Annotated in this window: 19 protein-coding genes and 1 tRNA gene; 6 read left to right on the top strand and 14 right to left on the bottom strand. The window is 55.8% G+C overall.

What is annotated here, in order from left to right; genetic code table 11:
* Positions 1-107: 107 nt before the first annotated feature.
* Together RIB44_01650 and RIB44_01645 are read left to right on the top strand one after the other, a co-directional pair.
* Entirely contained in the window at positions 108-959 is an 852-nt protein-coding gene (locus RIB44_01650; GenBank protein MEQ8615276.1) for a PEP-CTERM sorting domain-containing protein, read from the top strand.
* Positions 960-1219: 260 nt separating this feature from the next.
* Positions 1220-2209 carry a sigma-54 dependent transcriptional regulator gene (locus RIB44_01645; protein ID MEQ8615275.1) on the top strand — a complete coding sequence of 330 codons (990 nt, stop codon included), beginning with the start codon at positions 1220-1222 and terminating at the stop codon, positions 2207-2209.
* Positions 2210-2223: 14 nt separating this feature from the next.
* On the opposite strand, the gene RIB44_01640 is transcribed toward RIB44_01645, so the two are convergent.
* The 9 genes from RIB44_01640 to RIB44_01600 all read right to left on the bottom strand — a co-directional run bounded on the left by RIB44_01640 (position 2224) and on the right by RIB44_01600 (position 11532).
* Entirely contained in the window at positions 2224-3447 is a 1224-nt protein-coding gene (locus RIB44_01640; protein ID MEQ8615274.1) for an aminotransferase class I/II-fold pyridoxal phosphate-dependent enzyme, read from the bottom strand.
* A 182-nt stretch (positions 3448-3629) separates the two neighbouring features.
* Positions 3630-5561, bottom strand: coding sequence for a peptidylprolyl isomerase (locus tag RIB44_01635; protein ID MEQ8615273.1), 1932 nt, complete (start codon positions 5559-5561; stop codon positions 3630-3632).
* A gap of 251 nt (positions 5562-5812) precedes the next feature.
* A complete protein-coding gene (gene frr, locus RIB44_01630) occupies positions 5813-6373 on the bottom strand; it encodes a ribosome recycling factor (GenBank protein ID MEQ8615272.1) in 561 nt (186 codons plus the stop codon).
* 300 nt (positions 6374-6673) lie between these two features.
* Positions 6674-7408 (bottom strand): UMP kinase, encoded by a 735-nt coding sequence (pyrH, locus tag RIB44_01625; protein MEQ8615271.1) that lies wholly within the window; start codon positions 7406-7408, stop codon positions 6674-6676.
* A 230-nt stretch (positions 7409-7638) separates the two neighbouring features.
* Positions 7639-8505 carry a translation elongation factor Ts gene (gene tsf / locus RIB44_01620; protein MEQ8615270.1) on the bottom strand — a complete coding sequence of 289 codons (867 nt, stop codon included), beginning with the start codon at positions 8503-8505 and terminating at the stop codon, positions 7639-7641.
* Positions 8506-8656: 151 nt separating this feature from the next.
* On the bottom strand, positions 8657-9439 hold the full coding sequence (gene rpsB / locus RIB44_01615; GenBank protein MEQ8615269.1) for a 30S ribosomal protein S2: 783 nt from the start codon (positions 9437-9439) through the stop codon (positions 8657-8659).
* A 177-nt stretch (positions 9440-9616) separates the two neighbouring features.
* Positions 9617-10612 (bottom strand): 3'(2'),5'-bisphosphate nucleotidase, encoded by a 996-nt coding sequence (locus RIB44_01610; GenBank protein ID MEQ8615268.1) that lies wholly within the window; start codon positions 10610-10612, stop codon positions 9617-9619.
* Positions 10613-10673: 61 nt separating this feature from the next.
* A tRNA-Gln gene (locus RIB44_01605) sits at positions 10674-10745 on the bottom strand.
* A gap of 100 nt (positions 10746-10845) precedes the next feature.
* Complete coding sequence (locus tag RIB44_01600; protein MEQ8615267.1) at positions 10846-11532, bottom strand: redox-sensing transcriptional repressor Rex; 687 nt, start codon at positions 11530-11532, stop codon at positions 10846-10848.
* A 456-nt stretch (positions 11533-11988) separates the two neighbouring features.
* Here RIB44_01600 and RIB44_01595 point away from each other — a divergent pair, with 456 nt between their 5' ends.
* Positions 11989-13518 carry a hypothetical protein gene (locus RIB44_01595; GenBank protein MEQ8615266.1) on the top strand — a complete coding sequence of 510 codons (1530 nt, stop codon included), beginning with the start codon at positions 11989-11991 and terminating at the stop codon, positions 13516-13518.
* Positions 13519-13745: 227 nt separating this feature from the next.
* Here the strand turns inward: RIB44_01595 and RIB44_01590 are convergent, their stop codons facing one another.
* Positions 13746-14807: a hypothetical protein gene (locus RIB44_01590; GenBank protein MEQ8615265.1), complete on the bottom strand. Its 1062-nt coding sequence runs from the start codon at positions 14805-14807 to the stop codon at positions 13746-13748.
* Positions 14808-15244: 437 nt separating this feature from the next.
* Here RIB44_01590 and RIB44_01585 point away from each other — a divergent pair, with 437 nt between their 5' ends.
* Positions 15245-16735, top strand: coding sequence for an MATE family efflux transporter (locus tag RIB44_01585; GenBank protein ID MEQ8615264.1), 1491 nt, complete (start codon positions 15245-15247; stop codon positions 16733-16735).
* A 221-nt stretch (positions 16736-16956) separates the two neighbouring features.
* On the opposite strand, the gene RIB44_01580 is transcribed toward RIB44_01585, so the two are convergent.
* From RIB44_01580 to RIB44_01565, 4 genes are all read right to left on the bottom strand, one after another.
* Positions 16957-17181: a hypothetical protein gene (locus tag RIB44_01580; protein MEQ8615263.1), complete on the bottom strand. Its 225-nt coding sequence runs from the start codon at positions 17179-17181 to the stop codon at positions 16957-16959.
* The gene (locus RIB44_01575; protein MEQ8615262.1) at positions 17178-17546 is read right to left on the bottom strand and encodes a hypothetical protein; all 369 of its coding nucleotides are present in this window, start codon (positions 17544-17546) and stop codon (positions 17178-17180) included. The genes RIB44_01580 and RIB44_01575 overlap by 4 nt, the downstream gene beginning before the upstream one ends.
* Before the next feature lie 39 nt (positions 17547-17585).
* Positions 17586-17960 carry a hypothetical protein gene (locus tag RIB44_01570; GenBank protein ID MEQ8615261.1) on the bottom strand — a complete coding sequence of 125 codons (375 nt, stop codon included), beginning with the start codon at positions 17958-17960 and terminating at the stop codon, positions 17586-17588.
* 167 nt (positions 17961-18127) lie between these two features.
* On the bottom strand, positions 18128-18712 hold the full coding sequence (locus tag RIB44_01565; protein MEQ8615260.1) for a CPBP family intramembrane glutamic endopeptidase: 585 nt from the start codon (positions 18710-18712) through the stop codon (positions 18128-18130).
* A 221-nt stretch (positions 18713-18933) separates the two neighbouring features.
* Here RIB44_01565 and ppdK point away from each other — a divergent pair, with 221 nt between their 5' ends.
* Together ppdK and RIB44_01555 are read left to right on the top strand one after the other, a co-directional pair.
* Entirely contained in the window at positions 18934-21603 is a 2670-nt protein-coding gene (gene ppdK / locus RIB44_01560) for a pyruvate, phosphate dikinase (protein MEQ8615259.1), read from the top strand.
* A gap of 28 nt (positions 21604-21631) precedes the next feature.
* Positions 21632-22348, top strand: coding sequence for a hypothetical protein (locus RIB44_01555; GenBank protein ID MEQ8615258.1), 717 nt, complete (start codon positions 21632-21634; stop codon positions 22346-22348).
* Positions 22349-22361: the final 13 nt, after the last annotated feature.

The raw sequence follows: 22361 nt of genomic DNA, 5'->3' as shown, positions 1-22361 counted from the left end.
GACACTTTCTCTCTAATTGAAGCACAAGACTCTCCCCCTTCAAACGAGCCGATCAACACGCCTCCCATGCCTGCTGGCTCGGCACTTAACCGAGGAGTATTAGACTCATGAAACGCAACCTACTAGCCATTTTGACTCTCGCACTACTCACCTCTTCCGTAGCTAATGCCGCGGTCATCCGAGAGTTCCTTCCCCTGCCCGTCACCACCACGCCCGGCGAATGGTACCTTTCAGATATGCGAGGAGCAGGAACGGCCAGCATCCCTGATCTGACGGGCCTGGGCGGAGACCTGGAAACGAACCAACCCCTGCCAACCGGAGCCGCCCTGCTCACCACTGATTTTAATAATGGCGATAAAGCGGAAGTCGGAACGTTCGGCAACTTCGGCCTGGCAGCGGACGTGCTTACGACCGGGCAGATTGGCTACGACTATTACAAGCAAACAGTCGCAAGCGGGAATGCCTCAGCGGCCCCATCGATCAAGCTTACCCTGTTTGCTGCCGGTGGTACTGGTGACAATTTCGGCACGCTTGTGTACGAGCCAACCTGGAACCAGCCAAGCGGCGGTTCTTCGATCGTACCGGCTGACGCCTGGCAAAGCGTCTCAATCGACAGCACAACTGGCTCGACCGACGGGACGGGAACCGGTGGCTGGTGGTGGACCGGCGGTTTCGGTGAAGCGAATACCGCTGGCGGTCCTCCGATTCGCTCACTGGGAGAATGGGCTTCGCTTTTCGCGGCGAACGATCCTGCCGACTTTCCGAACGCTCAAGTTGTTGGAATCAGCGTCGGCGTAGGGACATTCAACCAAGGCCAGGTTGGCTACTTCGACAAAGTCTCGCTCAGTGTCCCTGGTGGATATAACGAGACGTTCGACTTCCAAGCAATACCCGAGCCCACGAGCCTCGCCCTTTTGGGGCTCGGCAGTCTAGCGATGGTGACCCGCCGCCGTCGCTAAACCTCCTATGCAGATAATCTGGCGTGGGAAGCCGAGTGTGGGGTAGGCGACGGCCGCCCCACACTTTTTCGTTGCGCCAATCACAAAACTGAGCCCGCTAACCGCTTAGCAGACTTACACTTGGGATCTTTGGGTAAAATAAGAAGAGTTTTTCGCGCAGAAAAATGCTTTCAATACTTCTGTACTCTGCCTAATCTACGGTGGGCCGTATGTAACAACTTTCCAAGGCCCCCCCGCCATGCCGTTCTCTGGGCCTGCTAGTGATTTTTACCGACAATAGACCACTTATTGGGGATTCTCCCTGGCGTGTGGCTACCCACCAAACCATTGCGGAAGCAGCCCCTTTCCGGGCAACCGTGCTGATCTCAGGCCCCAGCGGCACTGGTAAGGAACTGATTGCGCGAGCGCTGCACGAGCAAAGCCCACGCTCCGAGGGCCCGTTTGTACCAGTCAACTGTGCTGCGATACCGCATACTCTTTTTGACAGCCAATTGTTCGGGCACCTCAAGGGGGCTTTCACGGGTGCCGATTACGAGTCCCTCGGCTGTTTTCGAGCCGCAGAGGGCGGAACTCTTTTCCTTGACGAAATTGGCGAGCTGGACCTCGACCTTCAAGCCAAATTGCTTCGCGTGCTGCAAGACCGAGAAGTAACGCCCGTCGGCAGTCATCAGCCCGTTGCGATTGATACCCGTATTGTCGCTGCCACTAATCGCGACCTCGAGAAAGAGGTGGCGGCCGGGCGATTTCGCCTTGATCTCTACTATCGTCTGAACGTCATCGAGATCCCGACGCTCGCTCTCCAAGAGCGGCCTGAAGACATCGCACCGCTCGCCTCACACATGCTCAATAAAGCTTGTGTCGAGAACGGTCTGCCGCGTCGATCACTGTCGACCGAAGCAATCAAAGCCCTTGAGCTGTACGAATGGCCCGGCAACGTTCGCGAACTGCAGAATCTCATGGAGCGTGTTGCGCTAGCTTCGAGATCCTCAGAGATCACGAGCAGCGAGATTCGCAAGCTTCTCAAGCCGAGTCCTACCACCAACGAGACGGCATCACCCACGGAGCCAACCGATTCCAAAGTCCCTGACGCCCAGTGGAAAACACTTGATCGGGTTGAAGAGGAACACATCAAGAAAACGCTCAAGGAGACCTTCTTCAATCAAAGCGCAGCAGCACGCATGCTGGGAATCGATCGGAAACGGCTCGCTAGAAAAATTGAGAAATACGATCTCCGCGAGCAGATCGCCTAGTAACTAAGGCACCACTAGGCACTCCCCACTGCCTGCTCGCTGCCTACGTCTTTCAAGCACGCCTTGATCTGTCGCACCGCTTGACGGAGGCGTTCCTCGTTCTCGACGAGGCTCATTCGCAGGAAGCCTTCGCCCGCGGGGCCGAAGCCGCTGCCGGGGCTGACGGCGACGTTTCCCTTTTCGAGCAGCATCATGGCGAAATCCATCGTGCTCATCTTCGACCGCCACGGCTCAGGGATGGGCTGCCAGACGAACATGCCGGCCTTGGGCCGGGCGTCTTCCCAGCCGAGCCGAACGAGGCCGTCACACAGGGCATCGCGACGGCTCTGGTAGATCTTTGATTGTTCTTCGACGGCGGCATCGGTGTGACGGAGGGCGACGATTGCAGAGATTTGGATCGCCTGGAACATGCCATAGTCGTAGTAGCCTTTGATCGTCCCCAAGGCGTTAATCATCTGACGATTACCTGCACAAAAACCAACCCGCCAGCCGGCCATGTTGTAGCCTTTGCTCATCGTCGTGAACTCGACGCCGACTTCCTTGGCACCTTCGCTCGCCAGAAAACTAGGCGGCTGGTAGCCATCAAAAGCCACGTCTGCGTAAGCGAAGTCGGAGATTACCATCAGGTTGTACTTCTTGGCGAGTTTGACGACCTCGTCATAAAACTCCTGCTCGACCACCACGCTCGAAGGGTTGTGGGGATAGCACAGGATCAGCAGCTTCGGCTTCGGGTAAAGCGTCTCACACGTGTAAGCAATGTCGGAAAGAAACTTGTCGCTGTTGGCAACGTCCAGCGATATGACATTCCCTGAAGCCAGTGCCACCGCGTAAACGTGCACGGGGAAATAGGGGGCAGGGACGATCGCCGTGTCGCCGGGCCCCATTAGTGCGAGGCACATGTGCGAGAAGCCCTCCTTGCTGCCTAGGCAGGTGATGATCTCATCCTCAGGGTCAACATGCACGCCATACTTCTTGAAGTACTTCGCCCCCACTTCGCGGCGGAGATTCGCGATGCCGTTGCTCTTGCTGTAGCGATGGTTCCGCGGGTCGCGAGCCGCCTCGACGAGTTTCTCGATGACCATATCCTGCGGCGGGTCGCTCGGGTTGCCCATGCCCAGTTCGATCACATCGTCCCCGGCGACGCGTTTATCGTAAATCATCTTGTTGATCCGCCCAAACAAATAGGGCGGCAAACGATTCACACGCTGGGCAACTTCAACTTGGAACGCATCAGACATTTTCGTAGCCCACGCCTCTGGCGTGGGATTAGAGTGGGCAGTTAGCCGCGGAGCTTGCTCCGCGTGCTCTCGTAAGACTTATTGTAGCCGCCAAAGGTTCAGCGAAGTAGGGAAGCTGACAACGAAAAAACCCCTGGCTTGCGCCAGGGGCTAGGTATTTCTCATGAGTGCGGAAGTCCACTTTAGAACCGTGAGCTAGTCTGCTTGACGGCCGTGTCGCGATGCACCTTCGCCTGCTGGCCTTTCGCTTCCTGGCCCTTCGCTTGCGGTGAAGTGCTGGTGGCGGCCAAGTAGTTGTCGATCCGCGAGTTGTCGTGGATTTGCTCGAACTTTTTGCTCATGGCGATCCGCAGCTTTTTCTCGTAGATGTCGCGATGCAGAATCTCGCGGACTTTCGCTTCGTCGACTTCGATCCGCTCAGTCCGGCCTTCGCACCGTAAGATCACATACTTGTCGCCGAGCTGAACGATGCCCGAGAGTTGCCCGGGTGCCAGATCGAAAGCAACCTCTTCGAGATCAGGCTGCCCGCCATTCTTCTGAATCGGTGGAACCTCGCCACGCAACGCTTTGCTCGTGGGCTCAATGGAGTACTCTTGTGCCAGGTCGCCGAAGTACTCGAGCGATTGGTTTTGACGAGCCTTGTCCCAAACTTCTTGAGCACGTCGCATATTGCCCATGACAATCGCACGGCAGCGGACTCGCTCGCCGTAGTTGGCTTCGTAACCCTTACGAATGTCTTCCTGGGTAACCTGGATTTCCTTCTCGGTGAGCTTCTTCAGTGCGGCAGAAGGCCAGACGCTGTCGCGGAAGTACTGCTCTTCGGTGAGTCCCTGCTGTTTGGTCACCAGTTCGACCCACTTGGCAAGATCCGCTTCGCCGGCGTCGTTCACCACGCCAGCCAGTTCAGCCGCATGACGAGTCTCCGCTTTGATATCTGCTTGAGTCACCTTGATTCCTTCGCGATTGAGATGCTGGGTGAGCATCGTCCGCGAAATCAAACCTTCAACGACCTCTTCACCATGACGCATGAGACACTCGGCGCCGAGCTGCTTCATGGTGATGCGGTCACCATTGACAGTCGCCACTACGCCGGGCATCTGCTCACGCAATTTGGGGTCGTTGTAGACGTTTTGAACCGTCGCTGCTTTTTGCAACTGAGCGAAAAGTCCCGAGGCAACCTCGCGAAGCTTCTCGTCCTTGATGCGTTCAACGACGCGCGACTCGAATTCCTTCTCCGTCACTTTGCGAGCCGGAATCCGCCCTTCGCATTTCAGGATCACGAACTGATCAGCGACTTGGATGATCGAAGAAACTTGACCCTCTCTCAATGCAAATGCTTCGTTCTCAATCGACTTGTCACCCACGTGACGAGCAATCGGTTGGATGAGCCCGCCGATGCTGGCACTGTTGATGTCAACGGAGTTTTCGATCGCCAAACGAGCGAACGACTCAGGATCTGCTGTCACCTGCTTGTGAATCTTGCGTGCGAGATTCGCATCGCGAACGGCAATCAAGCGAGCACTGACCTTCTCACCATACTCGCGTTCGTAAGCGAGTTTCTTTTCTTCTTCAGTGACCGTCAGATCTTTCGCGGCAAGCTTGCGGAGGGCAAGGGTTGGCCACACGATGTCGCGTGCGTACTCCTGAGCTGAGACACCACGCTCTTTTTCCAACATGGCTAGCCATTGCTCGCGGCCAAGTTGGAAACGACTCGCCATGCGATCAACTTCGGCGGCAATCTCCGCACTGGTGACCGTGATATTCCGCTTTTGGCAGTGATTCATGATCAACTGCTTGTTGACAAGGCTCTCAAGAACCTTCTTTCCGTGCCGTTGGACACATTCGTCGGTGAGCTCCTTGCGGCTGATATCCTGGCCATTAACGATCGCCATCACGTCATGCTGCGGAGGCTGCGGCTTGGTCGGTGCCTGTTCAGTTGAAGCACTACTGGCCGGAGGCGCGACTCGCTGTGCCGCTTCGACAGGCTTGTTGCCGTCAGTGGTCCGTACCAAGAGGGCGAGGCCAAGGATTCCGCCAAGGCTGGCGAGCATCGCCAGACGGCGTTTCCAAACGGGATTGACTGCGACTTCAGTCTGCGGGGACGAAAGACTCATCGTGTGTTTCTCCATAAACACGCGGAAAGTTGGGTCGACGCGAGCTCATTCCTTGAGTCGCGTGGTTCTCGGAGAAAACGTCTCCGAAGAAACCTAAAAACGGGGTCGGGCGAAGAGTATAGAGCCCCGATTGTAAAATCTGCAAGAGAGGTTTGCTGAGTGCTAGCAGTTTGCAAGTTCTCAGTGTTCAGTTGTCAGTTTTCAGCAATACAAACACACTGAAAACTGAACACTGGCAACTGAAAACTAAACTACTCGTCCATCACCTCGGCTTCTTTCGCCTTCGCCGCGTCGTTGACTTGGGTCTCAAACTTCTTGGTCAACTCTTGAATCTCTTCCTTGAGCTTCTTGCAGTCGTCCTCGTTTAGTTCCTTATCCTTTTCCGCTTGATCAGCGTGCTTGTTGCCGTCGCGACGGATGTTGCGGATCGAGATGCGTGTTTCCTCGGCCAGTTCCTTGGTGCGGCTGACCATGCTCTTGCGGACCTCGGTGCTAAGGGCCGGGATATTCAGTCGAATCACCTTGCCATCGTTGTTCGGGGCTAGCCCCAAATCGCTGGCGATGATGCCTTTCTCGATATCCTTGATCGTCGAAGGATCAAACGGGCGAATCACCAGTTGTTGCGGTTCGGGGGCACTGACTGAAGCAATCTGCTTGATCGGCGTCGGCGAACCATAAACATCCACGCGTAAGGAATCCACCAAACCGGGATTCGCACGGCCGGTGCGGATACCAGTGAGGTCGTTCTTGAATTTAACGATCGCCTTTTCCATGCGATCTTCGGAGTCGAGGAGAATTTCATCGGGGCTCATGATGGAGTCCTTTGCTTGAGTTCCTTTTTTGAACCACAGAGGGCACGGAGAACACGGAGGGTAGTTTGTCCGCTTCTTAATCTTCATGCCGTGCAATAAGTTTGCATACCTAAATCTATTCAAGTTTGGTTTTTAGCTGGCTCTATTCTTCTGCTTGCAATTCGTTACTTCGAAAAGAATGGCTCCCGGAATCAATTGCTAGTTGAGTTCTTCCGGCCTTAGCTAGCACTCAATTCTAATCACCTCTCCGTGAGCTCCGTGCCCTCTGTGGTTCAAAATCATTGTGGTAACAGTTGCGATTTAGCTCGTTACTCGCGTCCCGAGCGTTTCACCACGGACGGCTCGTTCGATGTTGCCATCTTCGCGGTAGTTGAACACCATGATCGGCAGGTTGTGTTCCATGCAGTGGGCGATCGCCGTGGGGTCCATCACGCGTAGGTTTTGCTGCTGAACATCGGCGTACTTCAAATCCTTGTAGAGCGTCGCACTGTCATCCTTTTCAGGGTCAGCCGTGTAGACACCGTCGACGCGGGTCGCTTTGAGAAGGATGTCTGCTTCCAATTCGAGAGCCTTCTGGGCGGCTGCGGTATCGGTCGTCACAAAGGGCGCTCCCGTTCCGCCGGCAAGTATGACGATGCGCCCTTTCTCAAGGTGACGCTTAGCCCGACGGCGGATAAAGGGCTCGGCGACGCCGTCCATTTTGATCGCGCTCATGAGTCGCGTCTCACAGCCGACCGATTCCAAGGCATCTTGCAGTGCGAGCCCATTGATCACCGTAGCGAGCATTCCCATGTAGTGAGCGGTTGCCTCGTGGATGCTGCTATTGCCAGCGGTGAACTGAGCACCGCGAAGAATATTGCCGCCACCGATCACGATGGCAATTTCGACGCCCAACTCTTTCGCACGAAATGTCTGCGTCGCGATGTGGACGACCTCTTCCATGTCGATCCCCCGCTCACCCTTCTTGGCAAAGCTCTCGCCAGAGAGTTTGAGGATCACTCGCTTGTAGGGGCCGGGAGGCGTGGCGTCGGGCATGGGGTTGCGTCTTTGAGGGGCTGAATAGCCGCGACCGCAGTTTTTGATTTCTTCGCGGTCACCGGGTCCCACCTAGAAGCTCCGGCGACCAAGTTTGGTCGCGGCTAGGGGGAATTCTTCCAACGCGAGTAATTCTGATCGACGACCGACGAGAAGAGAAGGCCTAATGAAAAAGCCCTACGCCAGAAGTGACTGGCATAGGGCTTTGAAAATACTAGTTGGCGTCGGCTCTAGCTAGCCGCGGCGGCAGGCTCGGCTTCTTCCTCTTTCGAGGTCTCGCCCAGTTCCCAACGGAGGAACTTGACGATTTTCATGCCGCCGCCTGAGGCGTGCTTCCCGACGGTTGTACTCTCATCCTTCACGAAGGCTTGCTCTTCGAGCACGTTCTCCGCGTAGTAATTACGCATCCGACCCTCGATCATCTTCTCGATGATGTTTTCGGGCTTGCCTTCGCCGCGAGCACGTTCTTTTTGTAGCTCACGCTCGGCTTCGACTGCCGCTGGGTCGAGTTCCTCCTTGGTCGCCGCCTTGGGATTCATCGCGGCGACGTGCAGGGCAACATCCTTTGCCAACTCGTCGTTGCCGCCTTCCACTTGAACGAGTACGCCGATCTTCGCCATGTGCACGAAACCGCCGCAGGAAGCGTCGATTCGCTCCATACGAGCGAGGCGGAAGACTTCGCGGATCTTGTTCTGGATCTCATCGCGGTGGTCTTCGAGCGTCTTGCCCGATTGGCTTGGGGAAGGCTGGCTCCAAAGCTCTTCGGGGGCTGAAGCACCCGGCCCGGTGGCTAGTTGTTGGGCGAGGTCGTTGGCGAGTTGAATGAACTCCTCGTTGCCGGCGACAGGGGCCGACTCACATTGAAGTTCAACGATCGCGCCAACACCGCCATCGACTGAAGCGTAGACGCCAATGCGCCCTTCTTCGGTCGTGCGATCTTGTCTCTTACCCATGAACTTCTTGCCCGCTTCACGAAGTGCCTGCTTGGCGGCTTCCATGTCGCCGCCGCTCTCGTTGAGTGCTTTCTTACATTCCATCATGGGCAACTGCGTCTCGTCACGCAGTTTCTTAACCATTGCCGCGGTGATCTCGGCCATCGATCTCAATGCTCCAAATTCTTAGTTTTCAGTTATCAGTGTTCAGTTTTAAGTTTTCAGTCTTGGGACCTAAGTGCCTATCCCAAAACATTTTTCCTGCCCTCACCCTAGCCCTCTCCCGCAAGCGGGAGAGGGGATATTGGGATAGGCACTAAGCCGTCGCTGGCTCTCCTGCGGCCTTCTCTTCGGCAGCTGGAGCCGGGGCCGGCTTTACGTCTTTGCCTTCAGCTTGTTGTTGGCTAGCGATGTCAGCGTCGACCTTGCCGCCAGCGATGGCATCGGAAAGCATGCTGAGGACGAGTTCAATCGATCGCATGCTGTCGTCGTTGCCGGGAATCGGCAGATCGACCATGTCGGGGTCGCAATCGGTATCCGTCAACGCCACGGTGGCGATGCCTAGCTTGCGAGCCTCTTTGACCGCGTTCTTTTCCTTCTTCGGATCAATCACGACGAGGCATTCCGGCAAGCGGGTCATTGTTCGCATGCCGTTGAGGTTGCGATAGATCTTGCGATACTCGCGATTCAGCGTGGACTGCATCTTCTTGGAGTAGCTGTTGATTGCTTCGCCTTCGAGCGTTGCTTCCAGCTCTTCCAATCGACCAAGACGATCGCGAATCGTACGGAAGTTGGTCAACGTGCCGCCGAGCCAACGATCAGCCACGTAAGGCATGCCGCACTTTTCTGCCGCCTTTTGAATGCTGTCGCGAGCCTGTCGCTTGGTGCCTACAAACAGGATCAGGCTGTTTCGCGAGGCGACGTCGGCCAGATACTTCTTAGCTCGCAGAAGGCCGCGAATCGTTTCGCGGACATCGATGATGTGAATGAGGTTGCGACGGGCGTAAATGTAGGGTCGCATCTTCGGGTTCCACCGGCTGCTGCGGTGACCGAAGTGGACGCCCGACTCAACGAGCTGTTTGACTAATTCAGATGACATGGAAACTCCTTAGGCACACCGGCTAAGTCCGTCGGCTCTTGGGAAGAGCGTTGGGCGTCCGACGTTCGTGTGGGTTCGGCCTTGTTGGAACTGAAAGCCCCCAAGGCGGGCCGATCGCTTTCGGGGTAGCCCCTCAATGTATCGTGGGGCTGAAGAAGGGTCAATCCGGAGGCAGGACTAAGCACCAATCTCTTTCAGGCCCGCAAGCAGTGCCTCGTGGAGCTTTCCGTTCGTCGCCAGAACTCCGCGATTTGAGGCCAGAGTTCGCCCCTGAGAGAAATCGAGCGGCTGGCCATCCAGATCAGTCACTCGTCCGCCTGCCTCTTCAACAACGAGTGAGCCTGCCGCTTGGTCCCAGACCTTTTCCTTGTAGTCTGGCATCTTCGGCGAGATAAGTCGCAAGTTCACGTCGCCCGCTCCTGAGGCCAGCACAGCATACTTGGCTTGACTGTCCATCGGCACTGGGTCTGCGGTGATCGCCAACGTCTTGACGAGAAGCCCGATTCCGCCGGTGTCCGTGTGAGCCTTTTCGACAGAACAAAGTAGGCGAGCGTCCGCCTGGTCGCCATGGTCACTGACCGCGAGCTTCGACCACTCTGCGCCGTTTGTTTGATTGAGCGGTTGCATCGCGGTGCCCTGCCCTCGGACAGCAAGCAATACGCAGCCTTCGCCACCCTTGGAGGGCCGATTCGCTTCCTCCAGCTCTGGGCATCCAAGAACACCAATCTGTACTTTCCCGTCGTTGACCTGAGCAAAGGCGACGGCGTACTGGTCGCCGCGGAGGAAGCCTTTCGTTCCATCAACTGGGTCGAGCGTCCAATAACGAGGCGGCGGTGTTTCAACAGCGCCAAGATCGATCCAGTCGCAAACCTGCTCAGGCGTTGCGTCGGGAATGGCGTGTCGGACGAAGTGAGTGATTTGCTCCAGCGTCGCCCTGCCCTCAGGAGTCCGTAGAGCCGCGGCAGACTCTTCGCCAATGAGGACTTCACCGGGCAATGCGTCGGAAAGCCTTTTGGCGACGACCGCTTGCGAGGCAAAGTCAGCAACGGTCACAGGTGATTTGTCGTCTTTGGAGATCGCCTCAACGACGAGCTCATTTTGGACTCGGCGAGCGATCTGGGCTGCTTCGCGAACTGCAGAAACGGCAAAGCGGGCTTCGTGGGAATCAAACATTGGAATTCAGAACTGAGCAGGCATTAAAAAAGCCGCTTGCGGCTAGGTCGCAAGCGGCAAGCTACCCCGCTAGGACTTGAACCTAGAATGGCAGGATCAAAACCTGCAGTGTTACCGATTACACCACGGGGTAGTGGTAGGGATTAGCTATCCCATAGAGCCTAGTGTACGTATTCGTAAGAGCCGAGAATAGGCCTATCCGATTAACCTAAGTATCCCTCAAAACGAGAGCATTATCCAGGATCTGCGACAGGAGCCTCAAGTTGGCCCCGCAGGCGATTAGCCACTGCGAAGGTGACCTGCTCCAGCTCACGAGCCAAATCAACGCCTACTTTACTAACCCCATCTGGAACTTTGAGTGTTACGGGAGCGAAGTTGACGATGCCTGTGATCCCGGCATTGACCAACTTGTCGGCGACTTCCTGAGCGAATTTCGCCGGGACGGCCACCATGCCAAGCTCGATGTCCTTCTCGGCAACGACCTCTGCGAGCTTGGAGATGTCGTAGATCGGCACGGACTCGATCTCTTTCCCCACCTTCTCAGGCTCTGCATCGAAGGCTGCGACAATCTCGAATCCCTGCGGATCGAAACCACGATAACCCAACAACGCTCGACCGAGGTTACCAACACCCACCAAGGCCACCTGCCACTGACGGTCGGTGCCAAGAATACAACGGATAGCTTCGATGAGCTCCTCACAGCGATAGCCGATCCCCGGATGACCGAAGTGCCCAAAGTGGGCCAAGTCTTTCCGGACCTGGGCGTCGGTGAATCCCAATCGACGCCCGAGCTGACTACTACTGGTCGTCGGTTTGCCCGCTGCCACGACGTGTTGCAGTTCGCGCAGGTAGAGGCTCAAACGGTTGACGACCGCTTCAGGTACGGAGACTGAGGTTGGCGTGACTTTGGAAGAACTCATGCCTGTGATTGACAGCTGAACAGCAAGAAATAGGAATGCCGAGGCTGATTCCACTCTATACGAGGTGCCACTCCCCAGCAAGCTATTTCGCACCTGCCGGAAATAGCGATTCTCTTTGCTGTGTAAGGATTTACGATCATTCGCGAGCTGCCCAAGTGAACAAAGTGCTCGCCGCGATCACTCCAAACTGCAAGCTCGGCAAAACCGCTAGTGCTCCTCTCAGCGACATCTTCCGCAGCTCCTCTCGTTGAGTGTTTCGTTTGGGCAACATGCGTCGCGCCGGTGGTAGCGATTGTGCAAGCATGAAGCCTTGGATGATGCAGGAAAACCACACGTTCTAGCTAAGGCAGGGGCTCTATGCAGTCCGAATCAATTTAGGACGGGTCATCTTACCCGTTTTGACCAGGCGATTCATTTTCACACCGAGTTTTAGGACTCAACCAAAGGAGACGAGCAATGAGAGCAAAGCTAGGAGTATCGGCTCTCGCACTCTGTGCTCTCGCTCTGCTGCAAACGGCGGCGGATGCGGGGTACTGTGGAGCTGCCCGATACAACGGTTGTGTGCCTTGCAGCTATCAGCAGCAAAGCCACACCTGCATGAAAACGGTTCGTAAAAAAGTTTACGAACAAAAAACGATCACCAAGTACAAGACGGTCTACGATCAAGTCGTCGAGAACAAGGTGATTAACGTCACACGCATGGTTCCTGAGCAACGCACCCGCGAGGTTCAATACACTGTGCACAAGCCTGTCTGGGAAACCAAGACTCGCACTTACACCGTGTGCAAGCCTGTCTGGGAAACACGCCAGAAGGAAGTACAGTACACCGTGTGCAAGCCAGTTTGGGAAACCAAGACTCGCACTTACACCGTGTGCAAGCCTGTCTGGGAAACCAAAACTCGCCAAGTAAACTACACCGTTTGCAAGCCAGTTTGGGAAACCAAGACGCGCACCTACACGGTCTGCAAGCCCGTTTGGGAGACCAAGCAGCGCACCTACACTGTGTGCAAGCCTGTTTGGGAAACTCGCCAACGTGAGGTGCAGTACACCGTCATGAAGCCTGTCTGGGAAACCAAGACTCGCACGTACACGGTCAACAAGCCCGTTTGGGAAACCCGTCAGCGTGAGGAAACCTACCACGTTCGCGTGCAAGTTCCTTACACGAAGACCATCCAGGTTCAATCCGGCCACTGGGAAAACCAATCCTACACCGTTCCTGGTAAGACCTACACGAAGACCGTTCGTGAAGCAGGTACGCTTCAGTACGACCCAGCTCAATGCCGCTGCGTCTACTGCCCTGGTCCTTGCAAGACTCTGACTTGCAAAGGCCCAGACAAAACTTGCTGCAAGCGAGTTTGGGTACCTGAGTGCATCACAAAGGAAATCCAATGCTGCAAGACCGTTTGCGAGCCACGCACCCGCACGGTTTGCTACAAGGTTTGCAAGATGGTTCCTGAAACCAAGACTTGCAACTACAAGGTTTGCCGCATGGTTCCTGAGTGCCGCACCAAGACTTGCTGCTACAAGGTTTGCAAGATGGTCCCAGAGACCAAAACTTGCTGCTACAAAGTTTGCAAGATGGTTCCTGAAACCAAGACCTGCTGCTACAAGGTTTGCCGCATGGTTCCTGAGTGCCGCACCAAGACCTGCTGCTACAAGGTTTGCAAGATGGTCCCAGAGACCAAGACTTGCTGCTACAAGGTATGCCGCATGGTCCCTGAGTGCCGCACCAAGACCTGCTGCTACAAAGTTTGCAAGATGGTCCCAGAAACCAAGACTTGCTGCTACAAGGTGTGCAAGATGGTTCCTGAGTGCCGCACCAAGACAGTTTGCTACACCGTATGCAAGCCTGTCTGCGAACAGAAGACCGTTCAGTGCTGCAAGACTGTTTGCCGCAAGGTACCTTACACCGTCACTCGTTGCGTTCCCCGCATCGTTTGCGAGCAGGTACCCGTCAACGTTTGCTGCCCTTCCTGCTGCAACTAAGTTTGCCGCAAGAATGGTTTAGCTAGGCCCCGCGCTTCCTTTGTGACGAAGTGAGCCTGGTCAAAAAACTTGAAAGCCCTCAGCGGCTCGATTTGCGAAAGCGGATCGAGCCGCTGTTTTTTTTTGCATGAATTGTTCCCTCCCCTTGGATTCTGGAAATTTCAGAGCCGAGTAGCGTCAGCTCTCGGGCGGAAGCTCTCTCACTCTTCGACCCGAGAGCTTACGCTTCACGGCCCAGGATTCTTAATGAGGTTGCGTTGATTTAGAATCGCGATCAGCTCAGGTTCAATGCTCTTGTGCAGATCATCATTTGCATAGCCAACCCACGCGACCTTCGATTCTGTGTCGAGAGGAATGCTGAGCTTCTCTCCACTCGGGCTTCTTACTACAACGCCCGCCTCTTCAGCGATGAGTGCCGTGCAGATGTCGTAGGGGTGGCAGCAATGTCCTAACCCCTGATTTCGCTCGTCGGCGATCGGTTGCATTAGTGGACGTAGATCAGCGACGAAGCGGTCTTGGCCGGTCGCCAGCCCGTAGATTTGTCCACCTGTGCAGGCGTATTGGTCCTCGAAGGCCCGGGCTTCGTCGGTGCGTTGATTACCGAGAAGTCGAGCGATCAGCTCATCGTCGATTGCCGCCAAGACGTCGCGAACGCCTGGGAAGAAACGGCACACGGTGGCGAAGCCTTGGCGGATGGTGGTCGCTTGGGACGGCGAAACCGCAAGCAGTGTGGCTTGCCCATTTAGCCGTTGCCATCTGATTCCCGCGACTCCTTCACCTCGGCGAGCCCAAAGCTGGTCGCTTAGGTGCTGCTTGAGCAGTGGGATCTCGGTCATCAGGGCCAGCTCGATGTCGGCCAACGTCGTATCCGGTCCTTTGTTTGGAGCCACTCCTGTGAGAATCCACCCAGGTCGTTTCTGATACATCAGCCCCCGCGTGCCGTCGATCGGGTCGACGATGATTCGCCACTTCGCTTCGCTCTCTTTCGTTCCGCTGGGGAGGGTCATGACACCATTTCCAGGAAGCCCTTCGCAAACGACGACAATGGGAACTTTGGCGGCGACTTCTTCCTCTAGTAATTTGATGAGCTCCTCCTCGCTCACCCGATCAATGGGGAACACAACATCGCCCGCTCCCGCCTCTAGCGCGGCAGTCTGGCTATCCATCTCGCTAAGCACACCACTGCCATGCGACTCAAAGGCTGCCAAGACGCGATCTCGCATGCAATCGTGAACGCGGCGGAGCCGGTCGAGAAGCCAATCGTGTTGTCGGGCATCCGTCATCTTCATCGCTTGTTGATTACCTTGCAGGCTCTACAAGAAGAGGTTTTGCTCTTTTGCTCGCTTCGTTTTTCGTGAGCAAAACCCTCCGACCGACCAGCAAGTGGATTGACACAAGCCATTACGATAAAACAATTTACGGTGCATCAATTGACTCGGCTCCGAGGACTTAGCGCGAGCAAAAGCAAAAGTCCGGTACTGTCGAAAGAGCTGCTTTCGGGTTCGCCGCGTGTGTCGTCGCCACGGACTTGTGGCTAAGACTTCTTATTTTAGCGAAATCGGCGGCCATTTTCGCGAGGAATCAATCGTAGCGACCAGATCGTCATTAGGGTGAACTTAATCCTTCGTCGCGTGTCTTGGGGTCAGCGCTCGCGGTTGCCTCCAACAATCGGCTACGATGGGCAACTCCCCCCTTCCTGGACGGATCTCTCGGAACAGGCCTCCCAATGTCCTCCATCAACTCTGAATCACAGCAGGATGCTGGCACTTGGTGGTCGCGTGCTTGCGGAGGGCGCGAGGTGCTCGTGGTGGCGATGCCGCTGGTCGTCTCCAGTCTCTCGTGGACGGTGATGACTTTCATCGACCGCATGTTTCTGTTTCAGGTTTCCGGGGCTGCCATGGCAGCCGCTTTTTTTGCCGGGACCAGTTGGTTTGTTGTCTTCTGCTTCCATCTGGGAATCTGCAGCTACGCGAACACCTTCGTCTCCCAATACTTTGGCGACGGGCAGCCGTTGCGGATCGGTGCTTCGGTCTGGCAGAGCTTCTGGTTTGCGTTGACATCCTTCCTACTAGCGGCAGCCGTCTATCCGTTTGCACCCTGGCTGTTTGGCTTGGCGGGCCATAGCGAAGAAATCCTGACGCAGGAAATCGAGTACTTTCAAATCCTCTGCTTTGGCGGGCCCGGCATGGTGGTCGCCACGGCACTCTCCTGCTTCTACAGCGGACGAGGAAAAACCCGTGTCGTCATGTACGTTGACACAACGGTCGTTGCGGTGAACTTATTGCTCGACTATCTGTGGATCTTTGGCTACGCGGGCTTTCCCGCTTTGGGCATTGCCGGCGCCGGCTGGGCGACGGTCGTTTCGTTGTGGCTGAAGGTGGCCATCTACTTCTTACTCATGCTCAAGCGGCAGAATCGCCAGCAGTTCAATACGCTCAGCGGCTATCGCTTTGACCGAGAACTGTTCGGACGACTGGCCTACTACGGCGGACCATGCGGGGCGCAAATGCTGCTCGACGTCATGGGCTTTACGATCTTCATCCTGCTCATCGGAAAGCTCGGCACGCTGGAAGCCGAAGCGACGACGATGGCTTTCAGCGTCAGCACGCTAGCCTTCATGCCAGTGTTCGGCTTCGGCATGGCGGCTAGCATTTTGGTCGGTCAGCGATTGGGCGAAAACCGTGAAGATTTGGCTACGCGGGCGACTTGGACCTCGCTGCACATCGGCGTGGGTTACATCGCGATCCTGTCGGTGTTCTATGTCCTCACGCCCGACGTTTTCTTGATGGGCTTTTTCGAAGGGGATAAGAAAGTCTCGCCCGAGCTACGCACAATGGCCGCCAACCTGCTCTGCTTCGTGGCGGCTTACAACCTGTTCGATGCGATGCTGATTGTGTTTTCGTCCGCCCTGAAAGGCGCTGGCGACACACGCTTCATCCTGCGCGTCAGCCTGGTAATGGCCAGCTTGCTCGCCCTCATCAGTTGGTTGACGATCGACGTGCTCAAACTGGGTATCTACGAATCGTGGATCGCCGTGACGGTGTGGATCTGGTGCTTAGGGATCATCTTCTTCCGGCGGTTTATTCAGGGGCAGTGGCGAAAGATGCGGGTGATTGAGCAGCAAAGAGTGGGCACTACAGCGGAGGAGCACAGCGACTTTTCGCTCGAGGGAGCCGCTATGGAAGAAGTGCCGATTGTTATGGGCAACGAACTATAGTTTGGGCACTCTAAGATTGACCGTTGGATGTCTTTGCAGCTTTGGGCCGCTGCAGAGACCAGGGTTAGCAGGATTGCTGAACGAGTGCGAGGCTTTTTGTGTCATGCACGATGAAACTGAGGTAACTAACGGAAGCGTTCACTGGGCCGCCGCGATAGATTTTCCATTGCCGAAAACGCTAGGCCCGGCGGCTCCGGTACAACGCATTGTTATCCGCCGTTCTAGTCTTCCGTATAAAGTCGGCGAAGTGCCTCACGCTCGGAGTTTAGCTCATTTTTTGCAGTCTCCGCAGCTTGGCGTGCCTCTGCCTCGGCTTTGCGGGCAGCAGCAATCGCTTCGTCAGCTTGACGTTTGTACTCAGCTGCTTTTTTTACGTCATCGACGGGGGCACATCCGTCTTGCTGCGCAAGCAACATACAAGCCAGCCCAAGGACAGCAATTTTCATTCTGGTGTTTCGTCGAGCGAACGCCCAACGCCCTCAAAAAGCGTAACAAGCCCGAATGCTGGCAAAGCATTTGGGATCAGAAAAAACATGTAGAGCACCCACCCGTAGGGGAGGCCAACGATGTCGCGAATCCTTAAAAGTTGCAATTCGGAAAACCTAATTGTCCGACTACAATGCTGTACAAAATCGACCGGGTGTTTGATTTCCTCGATCACTTGGGTTGCTATTGAGTTGCTTGAATATCCAGAGTAGTCCGTGCTAAAGCCTTTAGCAATGCTGATTGTCGCCAAGCATCCGAGTGTGCAGATAATCGCGATCCAGTAATAGACTTTTAGATGGGCTAGTTCAAGCAAATCGTCATTCAAGTTTGAGTCGATGGGCTTGGAAATGAGCGAGTGAAGTTCTCACGCGCCCCAGATTGCAAACGCAATCGCAATGCAGTCAAGCCAATCGTATCCGTAAAGGGTGATGTAAGTAATGAGCGCAAGAGGGAACGCAACCATCCAAGATAGCCAGTGGATAAATGGTGAATGCTGTAATTTTTCGCGAATGGGACTGTCTCCGCGCAAATACGTCGACATCCAAAACGACTTTGCAAGCGAACGCGTGTGGAAAACCTGTAGCTGGATGAAGAACGCCATCAACAGGATTACCGGAACGAAAATAATGTGCCATAGTGGAAAGCTAGACAGCAGAACAAGTCCGAATGCAGGAATGCCGAGACGCAGCCAACGCTCAACGTTGGGATCGGTTTCGGTTGGTACATTCGCGGTTGCCATCTAGCTTTGTCTCCCAGTCGGATAAATCGTTATTAGTTGGAAATTTCCAAGATAAGCTGGCTTATTAAGGAGAATCCAATATAAACCCATTGCGGTGGGCGGACTAGGCAAAGTGCCTCAGCTGAAACTCCGAACTCTGCTAAGTAATTAAATTGGCACAGCCCACGCTACGTCTTACTCCTCAACCACCACAGCGCTACAAAGTCATACAACCCGTGGGCAATGATCGGCGCGCTGAGATCTTCCCACTGCTGAAACAACCAGCCGAGATACATCCCCACCAACGTCGCCACGATGAAGTACGTTGGGGTCGCCGCGTGGACGGCGCCGAAGAGGAAGCTGGCGATGACGAGAGCCAGCACGGGACTGGTCCACTCGGCGACGATGGGTTGGATGGCTCCGCGGAAGAGGATTTCTTCGCCGACGCCGGCGGCCAGGGCCAGGGCGGCTAGTTGGGGCAAGTTCGACTCGGCAAACAGCTCGCTCACGAAGCCCTGAACTCGCTCGCGGAGACGGACCAGCGGCCCCCAGGCGATCACCATCGTGGCGGCAAACAGGGCGAGCATCGGAAGGGTCGCCAGCACGCCGCGCACGAGATCCCCAGATTCAGGAGTAAGCCACTCGCGGATCGGCAAGCCGTACCATTTGGCTAGCAGTGCCCCAGCCAGGCCGAGAGCAAGCTCGAAGACGATCCCCACCGGTGCGACGTTGCCTGTACCGTCGGATGTGGAGTTCGGAGGGCGGCTCGACATGTCTTGTTTCACGGCGTTACAGGCGTACTTGGCTGGTCGCCCGGTTGACGATTCCGCCTAGGGCAGATACGGTATCTGGTTCGATTTTCGGCCCACGCGGGCTCTCTACAGCATCCCTTTTGCGACGGTTCTTGGTTCCTTATGACCGGGCGTCGCCTCACTATTAGAACATAGCTAGTAATACACAAACTTGCCCCTGTTTTTTGGAAGGTAACTCCGTCATGGCTAAGAAAGCCACAAACAAGAAACCTAGTCGTGCCCCTAAGATGACCTACTACTTCGGTTCGACCAAGACCGAAGGCAACGGCAAAGATAAGCAGTTGCTGGGCGGCAAAGGAGCCAACCTGGCTGAGATGACCAGCATCGGACTGCCGGTCCCTCCAGGTTTCACGCTCACCACCGAAGTTTGTGACCTTTACTACAAGAACAAGAAGAAGCTGCCCGCGGGATTGATGGATGCAGTTCGCAAGAACATCAAGACGCTGGAGAAGGAGCTGGGCAAAAAGTTCGGCGACAATAAAGAGCCGCTGTTGGTTTCGGTTCGCTCCGGTGCAGCCGTTTCAATGCCGGGCATGATGAACACGATTCTTAACTTGGGCCTCAACGACGAATCGGTCGTTGGACTCTCCAACGCCACCGGCAACGAGCGTTTCGCTTACGACGCCTACCGTCGCCTGATCAACATGTATGGCGACGTCGTTTGCGATGTCGATCACCATCACTTTGAAGTCGCCTTCGACAAGATTAAGAAGCAGTACGGTGCGAAGGAAGACACCGACGTGCCGACCGAAGGCATGGTCAAGCTTTGTGCAGAGTACAAGAAGGTCTTCAAGAAGCATTACGGCAAGCCTTTCCCGCAAGACCCGGTTGATCAATTGGAGCTGGCCATTGAAGCGGTCTTCAAGAGCTGGATGCAGTCGCGTGCGGTTCGCTATCGCCAGGTGGAGAACATCACCGGCTTGCTCGGCACCGCGGTCAACGTGCAATCGATGGTCTTCGGAAACATGGGCGAAGACTCGGGCACGGGCGTCGCGTTCACGCGTGATCCGTCGACCGGCAAGAACGAGTTCTACGGCGAGTTCCTCATCAACGCCCAGGGCGAAGACGTGGTTGCCGGCATTCGAACTCCACAGCCCGTGAAGCAAATGACCAAGTGGAACAAGAAGGTCTACGAGGAGCTGCTGAAGATCAAGAACAAGCTCGAGAAGCACTACAAGGACGTGCAGGACATCGAGTTCACCATCGAGAAAGGCAAGCTCTACATGCTGCAGACTCGCAACGGTAAGCGTACCGGTGCAGCAGCCGTGAAGATTGCCTGCGACATGGTCAAGGAGAAGCTGATCAACGAGAAGACGGCTGTCCTACGCATCCCAGCGGGCGACTTGACGCAATTGTTGCTCCCGAGCTTCAGCCCCGCAGCCAAGAAGAAGGCCGAAATCCTCACTCGCGGTTTGCCGGCCTCACCAGGTGCCGCCGTTGGCAAGCTCGCCTTCACCGCGGAGGAGGCCGTCGAGCGGACTCACGCAGGTGAGAAGGTGCTGCTCGTACGCAAGGAAACCAACCCTGAAGACATCGACGGCATGCACTCGGCCGCTGGTATTCTCACTAGCACGGGCGGCATGACCAGCCACGCGGCTGTGGTCGCCCGTGGTTGGGGACGTTGCTGCGTTGCCGGTGCGGGTGAAATCGAGATCGACGAGAAGAAGCGAACCATCAAGGTGAACGGCAAGAAGTTCACCCACAAGGACACGCTTTCGATCGACGGCTCGACCGGCGAAGTGATGCCCGGTGAAGTCGACACTCAGACGCCAAAACTTTCCGGCGATTTCGCCACGGTAATGGGCTGGGCCGACAAGTACCGCAAGATGCTCGTCCGCACGAACGCCGACACACCGGCTGACGCGAAGAAGGCTCGCGAGTTCGGGGCACAAGGTATCGGACTTTGCCGTACCGAACACATGTTCTTCGAGGGCGATCGCATCATGGCGATGCGTGAGATGATCCTCGCCACGAACGAAGCAGACCGCAAGAAGGCGCTCAAGAAGTTGCTGCCGGTCCAACGCAAGGACTTCATTGGCATCTTCACCGCGATGAAGGGCTTGCCGGTTACGATTCGTTTGCTGGATCCACCGCTGCACGAGTTCCTGCCGCACGATGCCAAGAGCCAACAAGATTTGGCCAAGCGGATGGGCGTGAAGGCCAACGAAATCAGCAGCCGCGTCGCGGCACTTCACGAAGCAAACCCAATGCTGGGCCATCGTGGTTGCCGTTTGGCGGTTACCTATCCAGAGATTTTGGATATGCAAGTGCAAGCGATCACCGAAGCGGTCATCGCATGCAAAGGCAAGAACATTGATGCTCAAGCGGAGATCATGATTCCGCTGGTTGGCACTGCCGCTGAGCTGAAATTGCTGAGCGACCGTGTGAAGGAAGTCATCAAGGAGACTCAGGAAGCGAAGAAGAGTAAAGGCGACTTGAAGATCCTGGTCGGCACGATGATCGAGATTCCTCGTGCCGCTTTGACCGCTGACCAAGTTGGCGAGCATGCTGACTTCTTCAGCTTCGGCACGAACGACCTGACGCAGATGACGTTCGGCTACAGCCGTGACGACATCAACACGTTCCTGCCGGACTACTTGAGCGAAGAAATCCTGCCGCGTGATCCGTTCCAGACCCTCGACTCGACGGGCGTGGGCCAGTTGGTCGAAATGGGCGTGAAGAAGGGCCGCGAGGCGAAGAAGAACCTCAAGTGCGGCATCTGCGGCGAGCATGGCGGCGACCCCGAGAGCATCCAGTTCTGCCAAAGCGTTGGTCTGAACTACGTGAGCTGCAGCCCGTTCCGCGTGCCGATTGCCCGCTTGGCAGCTGCCCAAGCGGCGCTGAGTGCTTAAACGAAAAGTTTAGCCTGCGAGAGATTCGATGAAGAACGCTGTTGTGTGTGGGTTCGTTTCGGTAGCTCTGCTCATCGGTGCGTTTCCCTCAGATAGCGCACAGGCAAAGGAATCGAAAAGCACACCTAAAGCCGAGGACAAGCGATTGTCCTCGGCTTCGCTTTTTCCGATGGCGCTCGGCAGCCGTTGGGTTTACCGAGTGACGGACAAGCAACCCGGGGCTGAGGAAGAGATCTCTGCAAGCGTCTCGATCGTGCGTGGCGTTTACTTGCTAGGCGAGCAGGTTTGGTATCAGTACGAAGAGGGTGACTACTCTCTCTGGCTACGTAACGACAAACAGGGCCAGCACGAAGCAACAATCCTTTTGGACGAAGATGCAAACGCACCTAAGCTGGATCGTCAGTTTTTGGTCTTCAAGTCGAATCCCAAGGCGGGCCAAAAGTGGACCTATCGCGCGGACGAGGAAGCGGAAGAGCCGACGCAAGTCGAGTGCCTTGGCACCGACAAGCAAGTGAAGGTGCCCGCGGGAAATTTTCGCTGCGTGGTTTATCGGATAACTGAGGGCGAATATGCGTCAACGCTTTACTTCGCTCCCGGCTGGGGACTCGTGAAGTATTCCTCGAAAGAGATAATTGACGGTGAGGAATCGACTCACACAGAAGAGCTCATGAAGTATTTCCCAGCGAAAAAGCAGATCAAGGCCCCCATCAAACGCGGCGAAGCGAAAAAGACTACCGGCTCATAATAGCCAGTCGAAC

Source organism: Lacipirellulaceae bacterium (assembly GCA_040218535.1).
In the GTDB taxonomy this organism is placed as follows: domain Bacteria; phylum Planctomycetota; class Planctomycetia; order Pirellulales; family Lacipirellulaceae; genus Adhaeretor.
This window is presented reverse-complemented; position numbering and strand designations above follow the sequence as displayed.

Excerpts from the sequence above, each read along its gene's own strand:
- RIB44_01555 (MEQ8615258.1), top strand. The coding sequence starts at position 21,632 with ATGAAGAACGCTGTTGTGTGTGGGTTCGTTTCGGTAGCTCTGCTCATC.
- RIB44_01570 (MEQ8615261.1), bottom strand. The coding sequence starts at position 17,960 with ATGGCAACCGCGAATGTACCAACCGAAACCGATCCCAACGTTGAGCGT.
- RIB44_01565 (MEQ8615260.1), bottom strand. The coding sequence starts at position 18,712 with ATGTCGAGCCGCCCTCCGAACTCCACATCCGACGGTACAGGCAACGTC.
- RIB44_01640 (MEQ8615274.1), bottom strand. The coding sequence starts at position 3,447 with ATGTCTGATGCGTTCCAAGTTGAAGTTGCCCAGCGTGTGAATCGTTTG.
- ppdK (MEQ8615259.1), top strand. The coding sequence starts at position 18,934 with ATGGCTAAGAAAGCCACAAACAAGAAACCTAGTCGTGCCCCTAAGATG.
- RIB44_01650 (MEQ8615276.1), top strand. The coding sequence starts at position 108 with ATGAAACGCAACCTACTAGCCATTTTGACTCTCGCACTACTCACCTCT.
- pyrH (MEQ8615271.1), bottom strand. The coding sequence starts at position 7,408 with ATGCCCGACGCCACGCCTCCCGGCCCCTACAAGCGAGTGATCCTCAAA.
- RIB44_01600 (MEQ8615267.1), bottom strand. The coding sequence starts at position 11,532 with ATGAGTTCTTCCAAAGTCACGCCAACCTCAGTCTCCGTACCTGAAGCG.
- frr (MEQ8615272.1), bottom strand. The coding sequence starts at position 6,373 with ATGAGCCCCGATGAAATTCTCCTCGACTCCGAAGATCGCATGGAAAAG.
- tsf (MEQ8615270.1), bottom strand. The coding sequence starts at position 8,505 with ATGGCCGAGATCACCGCGGCAATGGTTAAGAAACTGCGTGACGAGACG.
- rpsB (MEQ8615269.1), bottom strand. The coding sequence starts at position 9,439 with ATGTCATCTGAATTAGTCAAACAGCTCGTTGAGTCGGGCGTCCACTTC.
- RIB44_01585 (MEQ8615264.1), top strand. The coding sequence starts at position 15,245 with ATGTCCTCCATCAACTCTGAATCACAGCAGGATGCTGGCACTTGGTGG.
- RIB44_01610 (MEQ8615268.1), bottom strand. The coding sequence starts at position 10,612 with ATGTTTGATTCCCACGAAGCCCGCTTTGCCGTTTCTGCAGTTCGCGAA.
- RIB44_01580 (MEQ8615263.1), bottom strand. The coding sequence starts at position 17,181 with ATGAAAATTGCTGTCCTTGGGCTGGCTTGTATGTTGCTTGCGCAGCAA.
- RIB44_01595 (MEQ8615266.1), top strand. The coding sequence starts at position 11,989 with ATGAGAGCAAAGCTAGGAGTATCGGCTCTCGCACTCTGTGCTCTCGCT.
- RIB44_01635 (MEQ8615273.1), bottom strand. The coding sequence starts at position 5,561 with ATGAGTCTTTCGTCCCCGCAGACTGAAGTCGCAGTCAATCCCGTTTGG.
- RIB44_01590 (MEQ8615265.1), bottom strand. The coding sequence starts at position 14,807 with ATGAAGATGACGGATGCCCGACAACACGATTGGCTTCTCGACCGGCTC.